The organism is Maricaulis maris (assembly GCF_049116555.1).
Lineage (GTDB): Bacteria > Pseudomonadota > Alphaproteobacteria > Caulobacterales > Maricaulaceae > Maricaulis > Maricaulis maris_C.
Genome location: NZ_JAGDYT010000004.1, coordinates 259,674 through 276,566 on the forward strand (window position 1 = coordinate 259,674; position 16,893 = coordinate 276,566).

General features: G+C 61.6%; 14 protein-coding genes and 2 tRNA genes. 6 read left to right on the forward strand and 10 right to left on the reverse strand.

The window, feature by feature from the left end; all coding sequences use genetic code 11:
- Positions 1–53: 53 nt before the first annotated feature.
- Entirely contained in the window at positions 54–1,349 is a 1,296-nt protein-coding gene (locus tag JXQ94_RS07135) for an adenosylmethionine--8-amino-7-oxononanoate transaminase (protein ID WP_421923083.1), read from the reverse strand.
- A gap of 43 nt (positions 1,350–1,392) precedes the next feature.
- Here JXQ94_RS07135 and bioF point away from each other — a divergent pair, with 43 nt between their 5' ends.
- Together bioF and bioD are read left to right on the forward strand one after the other, a co-directional pair.
- Positions 1,393–2,571, forward strand: coding sequence for an 8-amino-7-oxononanoate synthase (bioF, locus tag JXQ94_RS07140; protein WP_421923084.1), 1,179 nt, complete (start codon positions 1,393–1,395; stop codon positions 2,569–2,571).
- Positions 2,571–3,236, forward strand: a complete 666-nt coding sequence (gene bioD, locus JXQ94_RS07145; RefSeq protein WP_421923085.1) for a dethiobiotin synthase — start codon at positions 2,571–2,573, stop codon at positions 3,234–3,236. The genes bioF and bioD overlap by 1 nt, the downstream gene beginning before the upstream one ends.
- Positions 3,237–3,257: 21 nt before the next feature.
- Here bioD and JXQ94_RS07150 read toward each other — a convergent pair.
- A tRNA-Val gene (locus JXQ94_RS07150) sits at positions 3,258–3,333 on the reverse strand.
- Between the two features lie 70 nt (positions 3,334–3,403).
- The gene (locus JXQ94_RS07155) at positions 3,404–4,045 is read right to left on the reverse strand and encodes a TetR/AcrR family transcriptional regulator (RefSeq protein WP_421923086.1); all 642 of its coding nucleotides are present in this window, start codon (positions 4,043–4,045) and stop codon (positions 3,404–3,406) included.
- A 114-nt stretch (positions 4,046–4,159) separates the two neighbouring features.
- On the opposite strand from JXQ94_RS07155, the gene JXQ94_RS07160 reads away from it, so the two are divergent.
- Together JXQ94_RS07160 and JXQ94_RS07165 are read left to right on the forward strand one after the other, a co-directional pair.
- Positions 4,160–4,867, forward strand: coding sequence for a PspA/IM30 family protein (locus JXQ94_RS07160; RefSeq protein WP_421923087.1), 708 nt, complete (start codon positions 4,160–4,162; stop codon positions 4,865–4,867).
- An 11-nt stretch (positions 4,868–4,878) separates the two neighbouring features.
- Entirely contained in the window at positions 4,879–5,142 is a 264-nt protein-coding gene (locus JXQ94_RS07165) for a YiaA/YiaB family inner membrane protein (RefSeq protein ID WP_295696069.1), read from the forward strand.
- A gap of 51 nt (positions 5,143–5,193) precedes the next feature.
- Here JXQ94_RS07165 and pheA read toward each other — a convergent pair whose 3' ends face one another.
- The 6 genes from pheA to JXQ94_RS07195 all read right to left on the reverse strand — a co-directional run bounded on the left by pheA (position 5,194) and on the right by JXQ94_RS07195 (position 13,333).
- Positions 5,194–6,348 (reverse strand): prephenate dehydratase, encoded by a 1,155-nt coding sequence (pheA, locus tag JXQ94_RS07170; RefSeq protein WP_295696067.1) that lies wholly within the window; start codon positions 6,346–6,348, stop codon positions 5,194–5,196.
- 279 nt (positions 6,349–6,627) lie between these two features.
- Positions 6,628–9,033 carry an endopeptidase La gene (lon, locus tag JXQ94_RS07175; protein ID WP_421923088.1) on the reverse strand — a complete coding sequence of 802 codons (2,406 nt, stop codon included), beginning with the start codon at positions 9,031–9,033 and terminating at the stop codon, positions 6,628–6,630.
- Between the two features lie 147 nt (positions 9,034–9,180).
- Complete coding sequence (clpX, locus tag JXQ94_RS07180; RefSeq protein WP_297737685.1) at positions 9,181–10,452, reverse strand: ATP-dependent Clp protease ATP-binding subunit ClpX; 1,272 nt, start codon at positions 10,450–10,452, stop codon at positions 9,181–9,183.
- A gap of 162 nt (positions 10,453–10,614) precedes the next feature.
- The gene (locus JXQ94_RS07185) at positions 10,615–11,250 is read right to left on the reverse strand and encodes an ATP-dependent Clp protease proteolytic subunit (protein ID WP_421923089.1); all 636 of its coding nucleotides are present in this window, start codon (positions 11,248–11,250) and stop codon (positions 10,615–10,617) included.
- Positions 11,251–11,438: 188 nt separating this feature from the next.
- Positions 11,439–13,019: a trigger factor gene (gene tig, locus JXQ94_RS07190; protein WP_421923090.1), complete on the reverse strand. Its 1,581-nt coding sequence runs from the start codon at positions 13,017–13,019 to the stop codon at positions 11,439–11,441.
- 229 nt (positions 13,020–13,248) lie between these two features.
- Positions 13,249–13,333 (reverse strand) — tRNA-Leu (locus JXQ94_RS07195).
- Positions 13,334–13,485: 152 nt separating this feature from the next.
- On the opposite strand from JXQ94_RS07195, the gene JXQ94_RS07200 reads away from it, so the two are divergent.
- Positions 13,486–14,724 (forward strand): hypothetical protein, encoded by a 1,239-nt coding sequence (locus tag JXQ94_RS07200; RefSeq protein ID WP_421923091.1) that lies wholly within the window; start codon positions 13,486–13,488, stop codon positions 14,722–14,724.
- A 32-nt stretch (positions 14,725–14,756) separates the two neighbouring features.
- Positions 14,757–15,383: a methyltransferase domain-containing protein gene (locus JXQ94_RS07205; RefSeq protein WP_421923092.1), complete on the forward strand. Its 627-nt coding sequence runs from the start codon at positions 14,757–14,759 to the stop codon at positions 15,381–15,383.
- Here JXQ94_RS07205 and JXQ94_RS07210 read toward each other — a convergent pair.
- Entirely contained in the window at positions 15,380–16,813 is a 1,434-nt protein-coding gene (locus tag JXQ94_RS07210) for an MATE family efflux transporter (RefSeq protein ID WP_421923093.1), read from the reverse strand. The genes JXQ94_RS07205 and JXQ94_RS07210 overlap by 4 nt on opposite strands.
- Positions 16,814–16,893 lie beyond the last annotated feature (80 nt).

A 16,893-nucleotide genomic window follows, 5' to 3' on the forward strand; every position in this document is an offset into this window, starting at 1 on the left:
AGCGGGTTTCAACACGCTTTGCAGGCTGAATGCAGATCGAATGCAGTCCGTCCCTACCCGGCCGAAAAATGGCGCCGCGCCCAGCCCTCTGTCACGCGAAGCGTGGTTGCGATCAGCGTCTGCAAATCCTCGGCACTGATCACATAGGGCGGCATCAGATAGATGATGTTGCCGAATGGCCGGACCCAGACGCCGGCATCCACGAATTCGGCCTTCAGGATATTCAATTCGGGCAGGCTCTCCATTTCGATGACGCCGATCGCGCCCTGCCAGCGCACATCGACGACGCCGGGGATGTCCCGCGCCGCGGGCAAGAGCGCGGCAAACATCGATTCGATCGCATGAACCTGGGCCAGGCGCGGCTCTCGCTCGAACAGGTCAAGCGAGGCATTGGCGGCGGCACAGGCGGCAGGATTGCCCATATATGTCGGGCCATGCATCAGCGCCTTGCCGGCGTCTTCATCCCAGAAGGACGCAAACAATCGGGTCGAGGCTATTGCCGCGGCCAGCGGCAGCGTACCGCCTGTCAGCGCCTTGGAGACCGTCATGATGTCCGGCGTAACGCCGGCCTTCTCGGCGGCAAACATCGTTCCCAGCCGACCGAAACCGGTCATGATCTCATCGAAGATCAGGGGCAGGCCGTGCTGATCGCACAGGGCTCGCAAGGCCCGCAGGGTCTCGGCATCATGGAAGCGCATCCCGCCGGCGCCCTGCACCAGCGGCTCGACGATCACACCGGCCAGTGTCGGTGCCTGCTCGACCATCAACGCGGCGAGACTGTCCTGACTCGGCGCATCAACTGGAAGATCCGCGATTACCTGTCGGGCGATCGCGCCGGCAAACAGGGTGTGCATCCCCTCTTCCGGATCACAGACAGACATGGTGGCCAGCGTGTCACCATGATAGCCGCCGCGAAATGCCAGGAAGCGGGTCCGCCCGCGTTCACCGCGATTGATGAAGGACTGGACCGCGATCTTCATCGCAATCTCGACCGAAACAGAGCCGGATTCGCAGAAGAAGACATGATTGAGGTCGCCTGGCGCGAGGTCGGCCAGGCGCCGGGCCAGCTTTTCGGCTGGCTGATGTGTCAGGCCACCCAACATGACATGTGGCACCGCATCCAGCTGGGCCTTCACCGCATTGATGATGTGCGGATGTCGATAGCCATGACAGACCGTCCACCAGGACGAGACGCCATCGATCAGCTCCTGTCCGTCTTCCAGCCGAATCCGGACACCCTCGGCACTGGCCACCGGCAAGCCCGGCGGTGTGGTTTTCATCTGCGCATAGGGTCGCCATAGCGCGTGAGCGGAGGGCTCGAAGCCCAACTTGTCTGCATCCCGGTTCATGTGGAGGCTTTAGCAGGCAACAAATCTGTGCGACAGGCTTTGTATGACATCCGCGCATGCTTCCCTTGATCGTTTCGCGGCCGGCAAGCTCGCCGGGCTCGACCGGCGCAATCTGCGACGCCATTTGCAGGAAACCCGGCCGCTTGGCGGCGCGGTTGTCGAGCGCAAGGGGCGACGCCTCGTCAATGCCTGCTCAAATGATTATCTCGGCCTGACACAGCATCCCGACGTGATCGAGGCCGCCTGTGCGGCCAGCCGTGCCTATGGTGCCGGCTCCGGCGCTTCACGCCTCGTCACCGGAGGCCATCCACTCCTGTTCGAGCTCGAACAGCGCCTCGCCGCCTTCAAGGGGACCGAGGACTGCGTGATCTTCGGCTCGGGCTATCTGGCCAATCTTGCCATCACGCCCGCACTCGCCGGCAAGGGCGATCTGGTCCTCGTCGACACGCTCGCCCATGCCTGTCTTCATGCCGGCGCCCGCCTGTCAGGCGCCCGGTTCGAAACCTTCAACCATAACGACTTGGCCGATCTGGGCGGCAAGCTGGACGCGCTACGCCATGCCCATCGCCGCACACTCATCCTGACCGACGGGGTGTTCTCGATGGATGGCGATCTGGCGCCCCTTCCCGATCTTCTGACGCTTGCCGACCGGCATGATGCCTGGGCGCTGGTCGATGACGCACACGGGGTGGGCGTGATCGGCGAAGGTCGTGGCACCGCACACGCCTTCTCGCCGCCTGCCCTTCCTGCCCTGCAAATGGGCACTCTGTCCAAGGCTCTGGGGAGTTATGGCGGCTATCTGTGCGCATCGCGGTCGGTCTGCGAATTATTGCGAACCCGCGCCCGGCCGCTGGTTTTCACGACGGCCCTCCCGCCGGCATCGATTGCAGCGGCCCTCGCCGCGCTGGACCTGATCGAGACCGATCCCGTTCTGCGTGAGCGTCCGATGCAGCTGGCGCGGCGCTTTTGCCGGTCGCTGAATCTCGCAGAGCCGAAATCCCCGATCGTGCCCATCCTGATCGGGTCGGAAACGGCAGCCCTGGACGCGTCGGCCGAACTCGAAATGGCCGGCTTTCTGGTGACCGCAATCCGGCCGCCCACCGTGCCGCGCGGCACTTCCCGACTGCGCATCACCTTCAATGCCGCGCAGGAAGAGGCTGATATCGACCGTCTCGCCGAAGCGTTGAAAACAATCCTGCAAACCGCCGAGGCTGCCGAGTAATGCGTCCGCTCTTCATCACTGGAACCGGAACCGATATCGGCAAAACGCACGTGCTGTGCGAACTGATCCGCGCCTGGCGATCCGGCGGCAGGCGCATGCGTGTACTCAAGCCGGTCATTTCAGGCTTTGACCAGTCGGCTCTTAACGAGACCGACACGATCCGACTCATGCGCGCCAATGGGGATGCTCTCACCGGAGAAGGCGTCCAAGCAGTCTCGCCCTGGCGTTTCAAAGCTCCGCTCTCTCCGGACCTTGCCGCCCGCAAGGAGCGACGGGAGCTGGCCCTCGAGCGGATTGTCAGCTGGTGCCTCGATCACATCGACCGGGAAATCCCGACAGTCATCGAAGGGGCCGGGGGCGTCATGTCGCCGATCGCCTCAGACGGGCTCAATCTCGACCTGATCCGCGAGCTGGACGCGCGCCCCGTCCTCGTCGCAGGCAGTTATCTCGGCACGATCTCGCACACGCTAACCGCCCTTCGTGTTCTCGATGGACGCTGCACGGTGATTCTGAATGATCATCCGCAGAGCGAAACACCGATTGCCGAGACGGCGCGCACGATCAGCCGCTTTGCCCCAAGAGCCGATGTCCGCGTGTTTGATCCGGACAAGCCGGACGCATTGCTGGATCTGTTTGAAAGCGCGACCAACACGCTGCTCGACTAGCGCCGACGCGTGATCAGGGAATGGTGGGCGGTGAGGGGCTCGAACCCCCGACCCTCTCGGTGTAAACGAGATGCTCTCCCAGCTGAGCTAACCGCCCGGACCATGGTGCCCGTTACCGGGCGAGGAGGCGCTTGTAATGCCTCCAGGGCCGCCAGCGCAAGCCTGACTCACCGCCGCGCTGCAGCATCCCGGATAAAGGCGCCGACAATCATTTCGATCTGGCTCATTGCCGCGTCCACAGGCGAGTCATAGGTCGTATTGGGCAAAACGATCACCACAATCCCGTGCACCGCCGCCCACAGAGCCCGGGCCGCCGCCTCACGCTGCGCCAGGTCGTCAAGGCCGGGCGCGGGTGCGAGCACATCAATGACGAGGTTGAACAGGTCATCCTCGAACTGGGTGTAATAGCTTGGCGCGGTGCCGGACTGGCGTCGGTTGAAGGTCAAAAGCGCCCGCCAGCGGGCATCCTCGCGGGTGACAAAGTCGACATAGGCCCTGGCCAGCACCATCAGTCGACCATGAACATCGCTCTCATCGAGGCCGGAATTGGCCAGCGCCTCGCGATGATGGGCCGCGAAGTCTCGATACGTGAGCATGTTCAGCTCACGAACCAGATCGTCGATATCGCCGAACAGCTTGTAGATTGATCCCACGCTGACACCGGCCCGCTCTGCTATGGCGCGGGCCTTCATGCCGTTGAGGCCGGCCTCGGCGAGTAATTCACCGGCGGCAGCAAGCGCCTGGGCGCGGGCTTCAGGCGCCAGCGCCGGGCGACCACGTGGCCGTGTCGAGTCCTGAGTGTCTGTCATGCCTTCCTGATACCCCCAGCCGCGCGTCCGAACAATGTTCATTTTCCGGCTTGCGTGAACGATATTCTCGCCTAGCCTAATTAAGTGAACATTGTTCATTTAAAGGAGCTCATCATGTTCTCGACACTCGTTACCCTGTTCCGGGCCCGCTCCGAACGCACCCGGGAAAGCCTGGAGACAACCCATGCCGCCCTGCTCATCGAACAGAAGGTTCGTGAAGCGGAAAAGGGACATGAAAACGCCAAGCGCGCCCTCGCCGCACTGATCCTGCGTGAACGCCATGAAGGCAAAGCCCTGCAGGGCCTGACCGGTCGCATGGCCGACATGGAGGCGAGAACCCGCGACGCGCTCCAGGCCGGCATGGAGGCTCTCGCCAGTGAAGGCGCCAACGCCCTCGCCGATCTTGAAAACGAACACGCCGCCCGCCAGGACGCGCTTCAGCGCACGCGCACCAGCGCAAGGCGCCTGAGGCTCCTCCTGGAGAAGACCGAGCGTCGCCTCACCGACCTGCGCCAGGGCTTGATCACGGCGCGTTCGATCGAGGATGAACGGCGTGGCGGTGACGCACTGGAAGGCAGTCTGGGCGGCCTGGGCGCGATCATGGAGGGCGAAGCCGTGCTCAAACGGGCGCTCGACAGTCCAGACTCCCATGGATTCGCCGATGTCCTGGACGGGATCAACGCGGAATTGTCCGGCGATGACCTTGCCGACCGCATGGCTGAAGAAGGCTTCGGCGCGGCGGTTCGCTCCCGCGGGAGTCAAATTCTCGATCGCCTCCGGGACAATCTGTCCGGTGGTGACGCCACCCCTCAACCGGCTTAGGGAGATTACACATGCTGGGACAATCCAAGCTCTGGATCAGCTTCAATTATGTCTGTGTCGGCGTCGCCTATGCCATGCTCGGCCTGTCCTTGATGCTGATGCCGGTCGACCTGTCGACCAAGGGCTATGTGGGGATGGGCATACTCTTCCTCACCGGTTCACTCATCACCCTCGTCAAGACGCTGCAGGAACAGCGCATCAATGACCAGTTCTCGTCCAAGCTCGAACGCGCCAAGCACGAGAAACTGCTGGAGGACTATGTCGCCAAGGCCTGACATGGAGGGCGCCGGTCAATCGACCGGTGCCCTCCCTCAATCCGGCAACGCCTATTCGGCGACAGAGACCTTGTCGATCGCGTCCATGGCGTAACAGCCCAGCAGCTTGATCTCGCGGGTATGCGCTTCCAGGACGGACATGGAGTCCTTGATCTTGCGATCCTCAAGATGCCCCTCGACATCCATGATGAACATTTCCTCCCAGGGATTGCCGGCGATGGGGCGAGATTCCAGCTTCACCAGATTGATCTCATTATCCCGGAAGCCCAGCAGGGCATCGACCAGCGAGCCAGGCGTATCGCGCGTGGTGAACATCATCGAGGTCTTGCACTCAACCTCGCGGGTCGGGAGTTTCGACTTGCGGCCAATGACGATGAAGCGCGTGATGTTCTGCTCGTGGTCACCGACATTGCGTTCCAGAATATCCATGCCGAAGAGGCGTGCCGCATCCTCGCCCGCAACAGCGACCGCGGTGTCATCATCCTCCAGCAAGCGTTCCAGTGCCCGCGTGGTCGACGCCGCCATATGGGTTTCCAGCTCCGGGTGCGACCCGATATAGCGGCGGCACTGGGCCAGCGCCTGGGGGTGACCGAAGACACGGCGTACGCGGCCCTGCCCGCTGGCCCGCCCGACCAGGCAATGGTCGACCCGCAACAGGAATTCCCCGATGATCTGGGTGTGGGAGTTGATCAGGATGTCGTAGACCTCATTGATCGAGCCTGTCGTGGTGTTCTCGATCGGAATAACGCCGTAATCGACTTCGGCATTCTCGACCGCGCGGAAGATTGAGACAAAGTCACGCTTGGGCGACGGGATGACGGTCGCATTTCGGCGCTGGAAGACTTTCTGGGCAGCGATGTGGGAGTAACTGCCCGGCCCGCCAAGATAGGCGACGCTGGCCTCGTTGAGCTCGTCATTGCGCATGGAATCGAAATTCTCGCGCTGGCGACGGATAGAGGCTTCGAACAGCGCGTGGAAAAGGGTTTCCACCAGGTCGACCGAGACGCCTTTTTCAGCCCCACGTTCAACCGCGGCTCGCAATACCTCGCGCTCACGCTCACGATCACGGACCGGACTGCCTGAACGGGCCTTGGCCTTGAGAATCTCTTCCACCAGATCGGAACGCTGCGCGATGGCATCGATCAATTTCAGATCAATCTCGCTGATCGCGTTGCGGATATCCTCCCGCGTCATTTCCGTCGTCATGGCCATCATCCCTTCACACAATAAAAAAGGCCTCCCCGTGGGGGAGGCCCTGGTTCCGCTGCGCTTTCACACATGCTAGCCGGCCACCGCCCCCACAGAGGTTGCGTTGGTAAAATAGGCCGCAAAGAAATACGTCGCGCTTTTCATGACGGCGAGAGTGGCCGCAGGCTGGCGCACGGTCAATGCTCTTTGTGCGGCGCCGCGCAGTAATTCTGCACAAAAATGGCCGGAGACGTCGCCTCCGGCCAAGATTGTTTCAAGCGAAACGAAAGTCAGCGCCTAGTGCGCAATCGGCTGCCCACTGGCATCGGGGCCCTGCTGCGCGGCGACGGCGGCCAACGCAGCCTCATCAGCCTCAGTCCACTCGACCGGCTCGACCGGCTCGACCAGGGCCCGGGTGAGGACTTCATCTGCGGTCTCAACCGGGATGATTTCCATTCCGTCTTTGACGTTGTCCGGAATCTCCGCGAGGTCCTTTTCATTGTCCTTGGGGATCAGCACGGTCTTCACACCGCCGCGCAGGGCCGCGAGCAGCTTTTCCTTCAACCCGCCAATCGGCAGGACACGGCCACGCAGGGTGATCTCACCGGTCATGGCGATATCCTTGCGGACCGGAATTCCGGTCAAAACAGAAACGATCGCGGTCATCATGCCGACACCGGCCGACGGGCCATCCTTCGGCGTCGCGCCTTCCGGCATGTGGACATGAATATCGGCCGCCCGGAAAATCGTCGGCTTGATGCCAAGCGACGGAGCACGCGATTGAACGAAGGAATTGGCCGCTGAAATCGACTCCTTCATCACGTCGCGCAGATTACCCGTCACCATCATCTTGCCTCGGCCCGGCATGCGAACCGCTTCGATGGTCAGGAGATCGCCGCCAACTTCGGTCCAGGCCAGACCAGTCACGATACCAACCTGATCATGATCCTCGGTCTCGCCGAACCGATGCTTCCGCACACCCGCAAACTCACCCAGGTTTTCCTGCGTGATCGTCACCGAACTGGCCTTGCCGGTCTCGAGGCGAACCACGGACTTGCGCGCCAGATTGGCGATTTCGCGTTCAAGACTGCGAACACCGGCTTCGCGTGTGTAGTAGCGGATCAAGTCACGCAAGCCCTCTTCGGTCAGTGACCATTCGGTCTCCGAGAGGGCGTGGTTCTTCATCTGCTTGGGCAGAAGGTGACGCTTGGCGATCTCGACCTTCTCATCCTCGGTGTAACCGGCGATCCGGATGATTTCCATCCGGTCGAGAAGCGGCTGCGGCAGGTTGAGTGTGTTGGCCGTGGTCACGAACATGATGTCGGACAGGTCGTAATCAACCTCGAGATAATGGTCGTTGAAATTGGCGTTCTGTTCCGGATCCAGGACTTCCAGAAGGGCCGAGGCCGGGTCGCCGCGATAATCCGCACCCAGCTTGTCGATCTCGTCCAGCAGGAAAAGCGGATTGGACGAATTGACCTTCTTCATCGACTGAATAATGCGCCCCGGCATTGACCCGATATAGGTCCGGCGGTGACCGCGGATTTCCGCCTCATCGCGCACCCCGCCCAGCGACATGCGCACAAAGTCGCGGCCGGTCGCCTTGGCGATCGAGCGTCCCAGGGAGGTCTTGCCGACACCGGGCGGTCCAACCAGGCACAGGATCGGGCCCTTGAGCTTGCGGGTCCGCGCTTGGACAGCGAGATGCTCGAGGATGCGCTCCTTGACCTTCTCCAGTCCGTAATGATCGGATTCGAGCACGTTTTCCGCACGATCGAGATCATTCTTGAGACGCTTGCGCTTGCCCCAGGGGACCGAGAGAATCCAGTCGAGATAATTGCGCACGACGGTGGCCTCAGCGGACATCGGGCTCATATTGCGGAGTTTCTTGAACTCGCCATCGGCCTTGGTGCGGGCTTCCTTGGAGAGCTTGGCTTCGGCCAGCTTCTCTTCCAGCTCGGCGAGTTCCTCGCGGCTGTCATCGCCCTCACCCAGCTCGCGCTGGATCGCCTTCATCTGCTCGTTGAGATAGTATTCGCGCTGGGTCTTCTCCATCTGGCGCTTCACGCGCGAGCGGATTTTCTTCTCGACCTGCAGCACGCCAATCTCACCTTCCATCAGGCCGAGAATGCGCTCCAGGCGCCGATTGACGTCAGGCTCCTCGAGAAGCGACTGCTTCTCTTCAATTTTAACGGCGAGATGCGCAGAGATGGAATCGGCCAGCTTGCCCGGCTCGCGGATTTGCGACAGCGAAGCGAGGGCTTCCGGTGGGACCTTCTTGTTGAGCTTGACGTAATCGTCGAACTTTGCCGACACGGTCCGCATCAGCGCTTCCAGCTCAGCCGCCTCGCCCGGATCCTCATCGATCACCGTACAGACAGCTTCGTAATAATCTTCGCGGTCGGAATAGCCACTGATGTCGACGCGAACACCGCCTTCGACCAGAACCTTGACTGTCCCGTCCGGCAGTTTCAGCAATTGCAGGACCGAGGCGATCACACCCGTTGTGTGGATCGCATCGGCGGTCGGCTCATCGTCCGACGCGGTCCGCTGGGTTGCCAACAGGATCTGCTTGTCGGCTTTCATCACCTCTTCCAGCGCCTTGACCGATTTCTCGCGCCCGACGAAGAGCGGGACGATCATGTGCGGAAACACGACGATGTCGCGCAGAGGCAGAAGGGGGAGTGTCTTCGTGGTGGACATGCTTGCTCCATTCGCGCTCACCGGTGGGGGCGCGTGCAGACCTTGATACAGATCGTGACTCTAATCGGATGACTCCGGGCCCGCATGAATAACATGCAGCCCGGTCATCCCGCTTACCTCAAGAGGTGGCGACGCAACCCCGAAAGGTCAAGCACCCTCCCGCTTGTCATCCTTGCGCTCGGCATAGATGGACAGCGGTTTGGCATTGCCCTCGACCACTTCGCCATTGACGACGATTTCCTCGACGCCTTCCAGGCTCGGCAGATCGAACATGGTTTCCAGCAGGATGCCTTCCATGATCGACCGCAGGCCGCGAGCACCGGTCTTGCGGGCAATCGCCCGGTTGGCGATACCTTTGAGGGCATCCTCGGTGAAGGTCAGGCCAACGCCTTCCATCTCGAACAGACGCTGATACTGCTTGACGAGCGCATTCTTCGGCTCGGTCAGGATCTGCACCAGGGCGCCAACATCCAGATCTTCAAGGGTCGCGATTACCGGCAGACGACCGACAAATTCAGGGATGAGGCCGAAGCGCAGGAGATCGTCCGGCTCGACTTCACGCAGGATTTCACCGGTCCGGCGAGCATCGGGTTCGCGCACATCGGCACCAAAGCCGATGGCCGAGCCCTGGCCGCGCTGGGAGATCACCTTGTCCAGGCCGGCAAAAGCGCCGCCGACGACGAAGAGGATATTGGTGGTGTCAACTTGCAGGAATTCCTGCTGGGGATGCTTGCGCCCACCCTGTGGCGGGACAGAGGCGACCGTCCCCTCCATGATCTTCAAAAGCGCCTGTTGCACACCCTCGCCCGACACGTCACGCGTGATCGACGGATTGTCGGATTTGCGGGAAATCTTGTCGATCTCGTCGATATAGACGATGCCGCGCTGGGCCCGCTCGACATTGTAGTCGGCCGATTGCAGCAGTTTGAGAACGATATTCTCGACATCCTCACCGACATAGCCGGCCTCGGTCAGCGTGGTCGCATCCGCCATCGTGAAGGGCACATCGAGAATACGCGCGAGCGTCTGCGCAAGCAGAGTCTTGCCGCAACCGGTCGGCCCGATCAGCAGGATATTGGACTTGGCCAGCTCCACATCCGCATTCTGGGAGGCGTGGTTGAGGCGTTTGTAATGATTGTGCACAGCCACGGCGAGCACGCGTTTGGCGTGCGACTGCCCAATGACGTAGTCGTTGAGAACGTTGAAAATTTCCTGCGGTGAAGGCACACCTTCCTTGGACTTCACCAGCGAGGATTTGTTCTCCTCCCGAATAATGTCCATGCAGAGCTCGACGCATTCATCACAGATGAACACCGTCGGGCCGGCGATCAGTTTGCGAACCTCGTGCTGGCTCTTTCCGCAAAAAGAGCAGTAGAGGGTGTTCTTCGACTCGCTGTCTCCGCCCGTCGTCTTACTCATGACCGCTCCATTTCAACCCGCTGGTATCGATACAATACCGGCTTTCGCTTACGACCTTGTGCAAAATCAAGGCCGAACTTTAGCGAAAGGTTTCTACTGCTGCGCATTCGATCACATGGATGCAGTCCCGATCAAGCATCAAGCCTGCATCCCGATGAGCCGCTAGCTGTCAGAACCTTCCTTCTCGTCGTCCTTACGACGCTCGATAACCTTGTCGATCAGGCCGAATTCCAGGCCCTCTTCCGCGGACATGAAGTTGTCCCGGTCAAGCGCGGATTCAATCTCGTCATACTTGCGACCGGTGTGGTGCACATAGATCTCGTTGAGGCGACGCTTGATCTTCTGGATGTCCGCCGCATGGCGTTCAATGTCGGACGCCTGGCCACGGAAACCGCCGGACGGCTGGTGTACCATGATGCGGGCATTCGGCGCGGCAAACCGCATGTCCTTCTCGCCGGCCGTCAACAGCAGCGAGCCCATCGACGCAGCCATGCCGAGACACATGGTCGACACAGGTGAGCGGATATACTGCATCGTGTCGTAGATACCCAGACCAGCCGAAACCACGCCGCCCGGCGAGTTGATATACATCGAGATCTCTTTCTTCGGGTTCTCGGACTCGAGGAAGAGAAGCTGGGCGATTATCAGGCTCGCCATATGGTCCTCGATCGGACCGGTGATGAAAATGATGCGCTCCTTGAGCAAGCGCGAATAGATGTCGAAAGAGCGCTCGCCGCGGCTTGTCTGCTCGACGACGATCGGGACCAGATTCATCATTACATCCTGGGGATCATGCATATCGCGCTCCTTGGGGTGACGGCGCCGGGATCGGGCCGATTCTCATCAGACGGGATAACTGAACTATTGCGGGCGTCGAAGTTGTAGGCAAGGCGCGCGCTGCAGCCGCATCTGTCAATTCGTCCCGAAACGAAAAGCGCCGGCGCAAAAAAGCGCCGGCGCTGTATCATTGCGGAACGCGTGTCGAACTACGCGTCTTTCTTGGCAGCCGCCTTCTTGGCCGGAGCCTTCTTGGCAGGCGCCTTCTTTTTCGCAGCCGGCTTCTTCTCGGCAGCGGCATCGTCTTTCTTGGCAGCAGCTTTCTTCGCCGGCGCCTTCTTCTTGGCGGCCGGCTTCTTCTCGGCAGCAGCCTCGTCCGTCTTGGCGGCGGCTTTCTTGGCCGGTGCCTTCTTCTTCGCTGCAGCCTTCTTGGCCGGCTTGGCGGACGCTTCGTCCTCGTCCGCGTAGAGCGCGTCCTTGGAAACCTTGGTCTCGCTCACATCGGCCAGTTCAAGGATGTAGTCCACGACTTTTTCTTCGTAGATCGGCGCACGCATCTGGGCGACGGCATTCGGGTTCTTCTGATAGAACTCGACGACCTGACGCTCCTGGCCCGGATACTTCACCGCTTCCTGATTGATGGCGCGGGACAGTTCTTCCTGGGTCACGTCGATATTGTTGCGGCGACCGATCTCGGCCAGCACGAGGCCCAGGCGCACACGACGCTCGGCAATATCGCGATACTCACTCTTGAGCTCGTCTTCCGACTTGGACTTGTCTTCGTCCTCGAGTTGATCCTGCTCGATGGCACTCGCCACTTCGCGCCAGATATTCTCGAACTCGGCCTCAACCATTTTCGGCGGCAGGTCGAATTTGTGTTCGGCATCCAGCTTGTCGAGCAGGTCACGCTTGACCTTCATGCGCGACTGCTGGGCATGCTCGCCCTCGAAACGCTTGCTCAGCGCCTCTTTCAGACTGTCGAGGTTTTCGAGACCCAGGCGCTTGGCCAGCTCGTCATCAACCTTGGCGTCCTGCGGGGATTCGAGACCCTTCACGGTAACCTCGAACACAGCCGCCTTACCGGCCAGCTGTTCAGCCTGGTAGGTCTCCGGGAAGGTGACATTGAGCTCGCGCTCTTCGCCGACCTTGGCGCCGAGGAGTTGCTCTTCGAAGCCCGGGATGAAGGCGCCATCGCCGATTGCGACGCGCGCGTCCTCGGCGGACCCGCCTTCGAACACTTCACCGTCCAGCTTGCCGACGAAGTCGACGACGACGACATCGCCGTCTTCCGCCTTGGCATTCTTGCCGCCCTTCTTGGCCGCAAATTCACGACTTTCATTGGCCAGACGCTCGAGCGCCTCGTTGACTTCAGCGTCCTCGACAACCGCGACCGGGCGGGTGACTGACAGTTTGGCCGGATCAGCCGGCTCGAAATCAGGCATGATTTCAAGGGCGATCTCGAACACGAAATCAGCTTTGCCGCCGAGCACGTCCTTGGCTTCGCTGGTCACCGAAATATCCGGCTGCGATGCCGGGCGGAGTTTTTTCTCGTCAAGCGTCTTCTGGGTGGTCTCTGGAACCAGCTCGTTGAGCAGGTCGCCCATGATGCTTTCGCCGAACATCTTGCGGATGTGGCTGGTCGGCACCTTGCCCGGGCGGAAACCCTTCAGGCGGACTTCCGGGCGGATCTCTTCGATCTTCGCAGACAGGCGAGCTTGCAGATCATCAGCCGGGATGACGATCTCATAGGTGCGGCTCAAGCCTTCGGAGGCTTTCTCGATGACGTTCATGGGTTAGCCTTAGATGTTCAAACAGACGGGCGGCAAAAAACCGCGTGCAAAATCGAGCGCGCGTTATGTCACGCGGATTCGGCGTAGGCAACGCTGCGGAGCGGTTCGGCCGCACAGCGCAGCAGAGTCAGTGGTCAAAGCCGGGGGTCAACGGGGCTTGAGCCACACCCCGTGCACGAGACGGCGCGACCGCCGACAGCTCGCCACCCGGAGCCCGACGGGCAAAGGGTGGTGCGGATGGAGGGACTCGAACCCCCACGCCTCTCGGCACCAGAACCTAAATCTGGCGCGTCTACCAGTTCCGCCACATCCGCAGGCCGGGCGCGCGTTATGGCGCGGCTTGGCAGGACAGGCAAGACCGGCATTCAACGCGCTGCATTCCGGCCCGTTCCAAACACGTTACAGTCAATCCGGTCTTAAGCATTCAGGGGCATACTGCCTGCAAGCATTCCGGGCACGGACATCGATGACGGCTGACCTAAAAACATTCATCAAGCGGGCCATGTCGCGTGGCGAGCGCATTGATGTCGGGCAATTCCGTCTCGTCAATCTGACTGCAGTTCGGGAAAAGGCTGGCGAGAACTGGCCGACTGCAAAGAAGAAAGTTTTCACTGCCGGCACCCAGTTTCTCGCCCGGCGCCTGTCCGATGATGACGCCGTGATTCCCTGCGAAGAAGGCTTCCTGGTCCTTTTCGCCGAAGCGCCTGAGGACCCGGCTGCCTTTCTGGCCGAGCTGGGGGACGCCTTGATGGCTTTCTTCCTCGGCTCTCCGGAAACCTCGGAACTCGGAATTGAGAGCGAGGCCAGCCGCGTTGCAGCGGACGAGATCACCCAACTGGCAACGATAACCGCCTCCCCGCCGCAGGCACCGAAAGCCGCGCCGGCAGCCCCAGCAAAACCGACCCCCGCCCAAACGCCGCCCTTTCCACGCAGTCGACCGGTGTCGGAATGCGAAGACGAGGACGTGCTCGCGCACTATCGGCCGCTCTGGGACGCCCAGAAACAGTCCATTGCCATCAATGCCGCGCTTGCCAAGGTCGTGGTGGGTGGTCGGGCGCTCGAAGGGCGCCGCGCCATCTCAACCGGCATGTCCAAGATCAGCCAGATAGATCTGGACATGTGCGCCCTGGATGCTGCGATCGGCATGATCACAGCCTTCGCCCGCAAGCAAAAGCGTATCCGCTTGCGCATTGCCCTTCATGCGAGCTGCTGGTCGGACCGCGATCACAGAGCCAGGCTGAGCGCGCGCATCGAGACATTGCCGGCGCCGGCCCGGAAGTCGCTGCTCGTCCGAATCGACGGGCTCTCCGATCAACCACAAAGCCAGGCCGAGGCGCTGGCCGGACTGGGAGAGCTGGGGGTCGGGCTGATGGCGGAAATCCCGTTCGGCGAAACCGAACTCGAGGCCTTCGCGGCCTGCCCGATCAGCCTCTTTTCCTGCGCCTCGCCCGCACCGACCAATGCCAATTCCGAAGGCATGATGGACCATGATGCGAGAGCGCTGAACCAGATGGTCAAGGCGGCAGCAGCCCACAAGGCCGCGACCTATCTGCATGATGTCCGCGATCTGCTGGTTCTCAAGGCCGCCATGGCCAGCGGCGTCCGCTTCTTCTCCGGTCAGAGCGTGGTTCCGGACAGAACCTCACCCGCTCCCGGTCAGGCGCTCTCCATGGTCGACCTCTACCGGATGCACAAGGCTGCCTAGACGCACAGGCCGGGTCTGCCGATAGTGGCGTGATGAGCCAGACCGAAGACCGTACCGGGATCGATTGGGAAGCCCGCTTCAGGAATGATGACACGCCCTGGGAACGCCCGGGCCTGCACCCGGCCGCTGAAGTCTGGCTGCAAACCGGCGTCCTGGCGCCCGGTCGCTCGGTCATCGTGCCGGGTTGCGGTCGCTGTCCGGAAGTCACCGCCTTTGCGCGGGCCGGCCTGTCGGTCACCGCAGCCGATTTGTCTGATACCGCGATTGCCTGGCAAAAAACTGCATTGCGCGCGGCGAAGCTGACGGGCCATTGCATCGCCGCCGACATCCTCCGCCCGGGTGACCAGCTCTGGCGCCCCGATGAGCCAGTCGATCTTGTCTATGACCAGACTTTCCTGTGCGCTATCCATCCGCGCCTTCGCGAGGATTACGCTTTCGCCCTGGCGAATCTCTGGCTGAAACCGGGCGGGCAATTCCTCGCCCTTTTCATGCAGAAGGACGAGCCCGGCGGCCCGCCCTTCGGCTGCCCACTTGATGCCATGCGCGAACTGTTCAGCGAGACAGCGTGGATCTGGCCGGACCCGGATGACATCCAGGCCTGGCCGCATCCCAGTTTGAATGGGAAGCCGGAACTCGCCGCCGTGCTGACGCGCCGCTAGGGTGCGTCCTCGGCCGCGACCGGGTCGGCAAGCGGCGCCCGGCGCTTGCGTTGCTTGCCATGTTTCGCCGTCATCGGCGCCCGCGTCAGGACGAAGAGCGCGGTGGCGCCCCCCGCGAGAATATTGGCAAAGGCCACACCCCAGATAACACCATTCGGCGCGCCCATGAGGTGAGCGCCGATGATGACGGCGGGGATCATCAAGCCCAGCGCCCGGGACGCGGTTATCACCATGCCGTGCGCCGGTCGGCCAAGCCCGTTAAAGCCGGCCGAAGCGGCAATGGTAATGCCATAACCGACAATGGTCAGCGGCACGATCCGCCAGTAAGCGATGGCCGTCGACTGGCCCGCTTCACTTGGCAGAAACGCCGTCGCCAGCCAGGGCGCCGTCACCCACAAGATGGCGGCAATGGTCAGGCTCCAGCCCATGCAGAAAAGGAAGCTCGAGCGGAAGGCTTCACGGACCCGGTCGAGACGGTCAGCGCCGCCATTCTGACCCGTCACAGCGCCGATACAGGCCGAGAGCGCGAACAGCGGAACGATGGCAAAGGCCTCGATCCGGCCAGCAACACCGAGCCCGCCGACCGCGGAATCGCCAAAGCGCGCCATGGCAAGACCAGACATGGCCACCGTCATCGCCAGCGGATTGAAAACATTGGACAGGCAGGCCGGCGCTCCGACGCGCGCGATATCCACCCAATGATGCCAAACCTCGCCGAGGTCTTCCGGCTTGAAATCAATCAATTTTTCCTTCACGCCGAGATACCAGGCGACCATCACGAACGTCACCGCATTGGCGGCAACAGTTGCCAGCGCTGCGCCGGACACGCCCCAACCCAGGCCGGGAAACAGTCCAAAGACATCGTCGAGGATAAAAATCGGATCGAGGATGAGATTCACGAAGGCGGCCGCGATCATCATCAGGCTCGGCACGACTGCATTTCCGAGGGCGCGCAGGATATTGCTGGCGACCATCGGGCCAACAATCAGCACAATGCCGGAAAACCAGACCGTCATGTAATCGACGACGTGTGGGAGCATCGTCTCGCTCGCCCCCAGAGCCGTAAAGATCGGCTCCACGAAAACAACACCGAGCAAGGAGACAGTGCCGACGGATATCAGGGCCAAAGCCATCGCATCGGTGGAAATGCGGGCTAGGGTCGAGGTCCCGTCATTGCGACCGGCGGCCCGCGAGACAGCCGAAACCGCCCCCGCACCGAGGCCGATGGAGACACTCATGACCAGCATGGTGACGGGGAAGCTCATCTGCACGGCCGCCTGCTGCGCCGTACCGAGCGTGCCGACCCAATAGGTGTCGACAATACCGACCAGCATCATGGCCAGAATGCCGAAACTCATCGGCATGATCATGCGCAGAATGTGCCCGAAGACCGGGCCTTCCGTCATGTCGCGTGCTGCCCGTCCGGCCATGCTGTCCCCTCTTCACTCGCAGACGAACATAGATAGGTATGACACGTCGTGTCTGCAGCACGTGACTGTCAATTCGCTGT

Coding starts and splice junctions, on each gene's coding strand:
- JXQ94_RS07200 (WP_421923091.1), top strand. CDS start 13,486: ATGACGGCTGACCTAAAAACATTCATCAAGCGGGCCATGTCGCGTGGC.
- JXQ94_RS07135 (WP_421923083.1), bottom strand. CDS start 1,349: ATGAACCGGGATGCAGACAAGTTGGGCTTCGAGCCCTCCGCTCACGCG.
- lon (WP_421923088.1), bottom strand. CDS start 9,033: ATGTCCACCACGAAGACACTCCCCCTTCTGCCTCTGCGCGACATCGTC.
- bioD (WP_421923085.1), top strand. CDS start 2,571: ATGCGTCCGCTCTTCATCACTGGAACCGGAACCGATATCGGCAAAACG.
- JXQ94_RS07155 (WP_421923086.1), bottom strand. CDS start 4,045: ATGACAGACACTCAGGACTCGACACGGCCACGTGGTCGCCCGGCGCTG.
- pheA (WP_295696067.1), bottom strand. CDS start 6,348: ATGACGACGGAAATGACGCGGGAGGATATCCGCAACGCGATCAGCGAG.
- bioF (WP_421923084.1), top strand. CDS start 1,393: ATGACATCCGCGCATGCTTCCCTTGATCGTTTCGCGGCCGGCAAGCTC.
- clpX (WP_297737685.1), bottom strand. CDS start 10,452: ATGAGTAAGACGACGGGCGGAGACAGCGAGTCGAAGAACACCCTCTAC.
- tig (WP_421923090.1), bottom strand. CDS start 13,019: ATGAACGTCATCGAGAAAGCCTCCGAAGGCTTGAGCCGCACCTATGAG.
- JXQ94_RS07185 (WP_421923089.1), bottom strand. CDS start 11,250: ATGCATGATCCCCAGGATGTAATGATGAATCTGGTCCCGATCGTCGTC.
- JXQ94_RS07160 (WP_421923087.1), top strand. CDS start 4,160: ATGTTCTCGACACTCGTTACCCTGTTCCGGGCCCGCTCCGAACGCACC.
- JXQ94_RS07165 (WP_295696069.1), top strand. CDS start 4,879: ATGCTGGGACAATCCAAGCTCTGGATCAGCTTCAATTATGTCTGTGTC.
- JXQ94_RS07210 (WP_421923093.1), bottom strand. CDS start 16,813: ATGGCCGGACGGGCAGCACGCGACATGACGGAAGGCCCGGTCTTCGGG.
- JXQ94_RS07205 (WP_421923092.1), top strand. CDS start 14,757: ATGAGCCAGACCGAAGACCGTACCGGGATCGATTGGGAAGCCCGCTTC.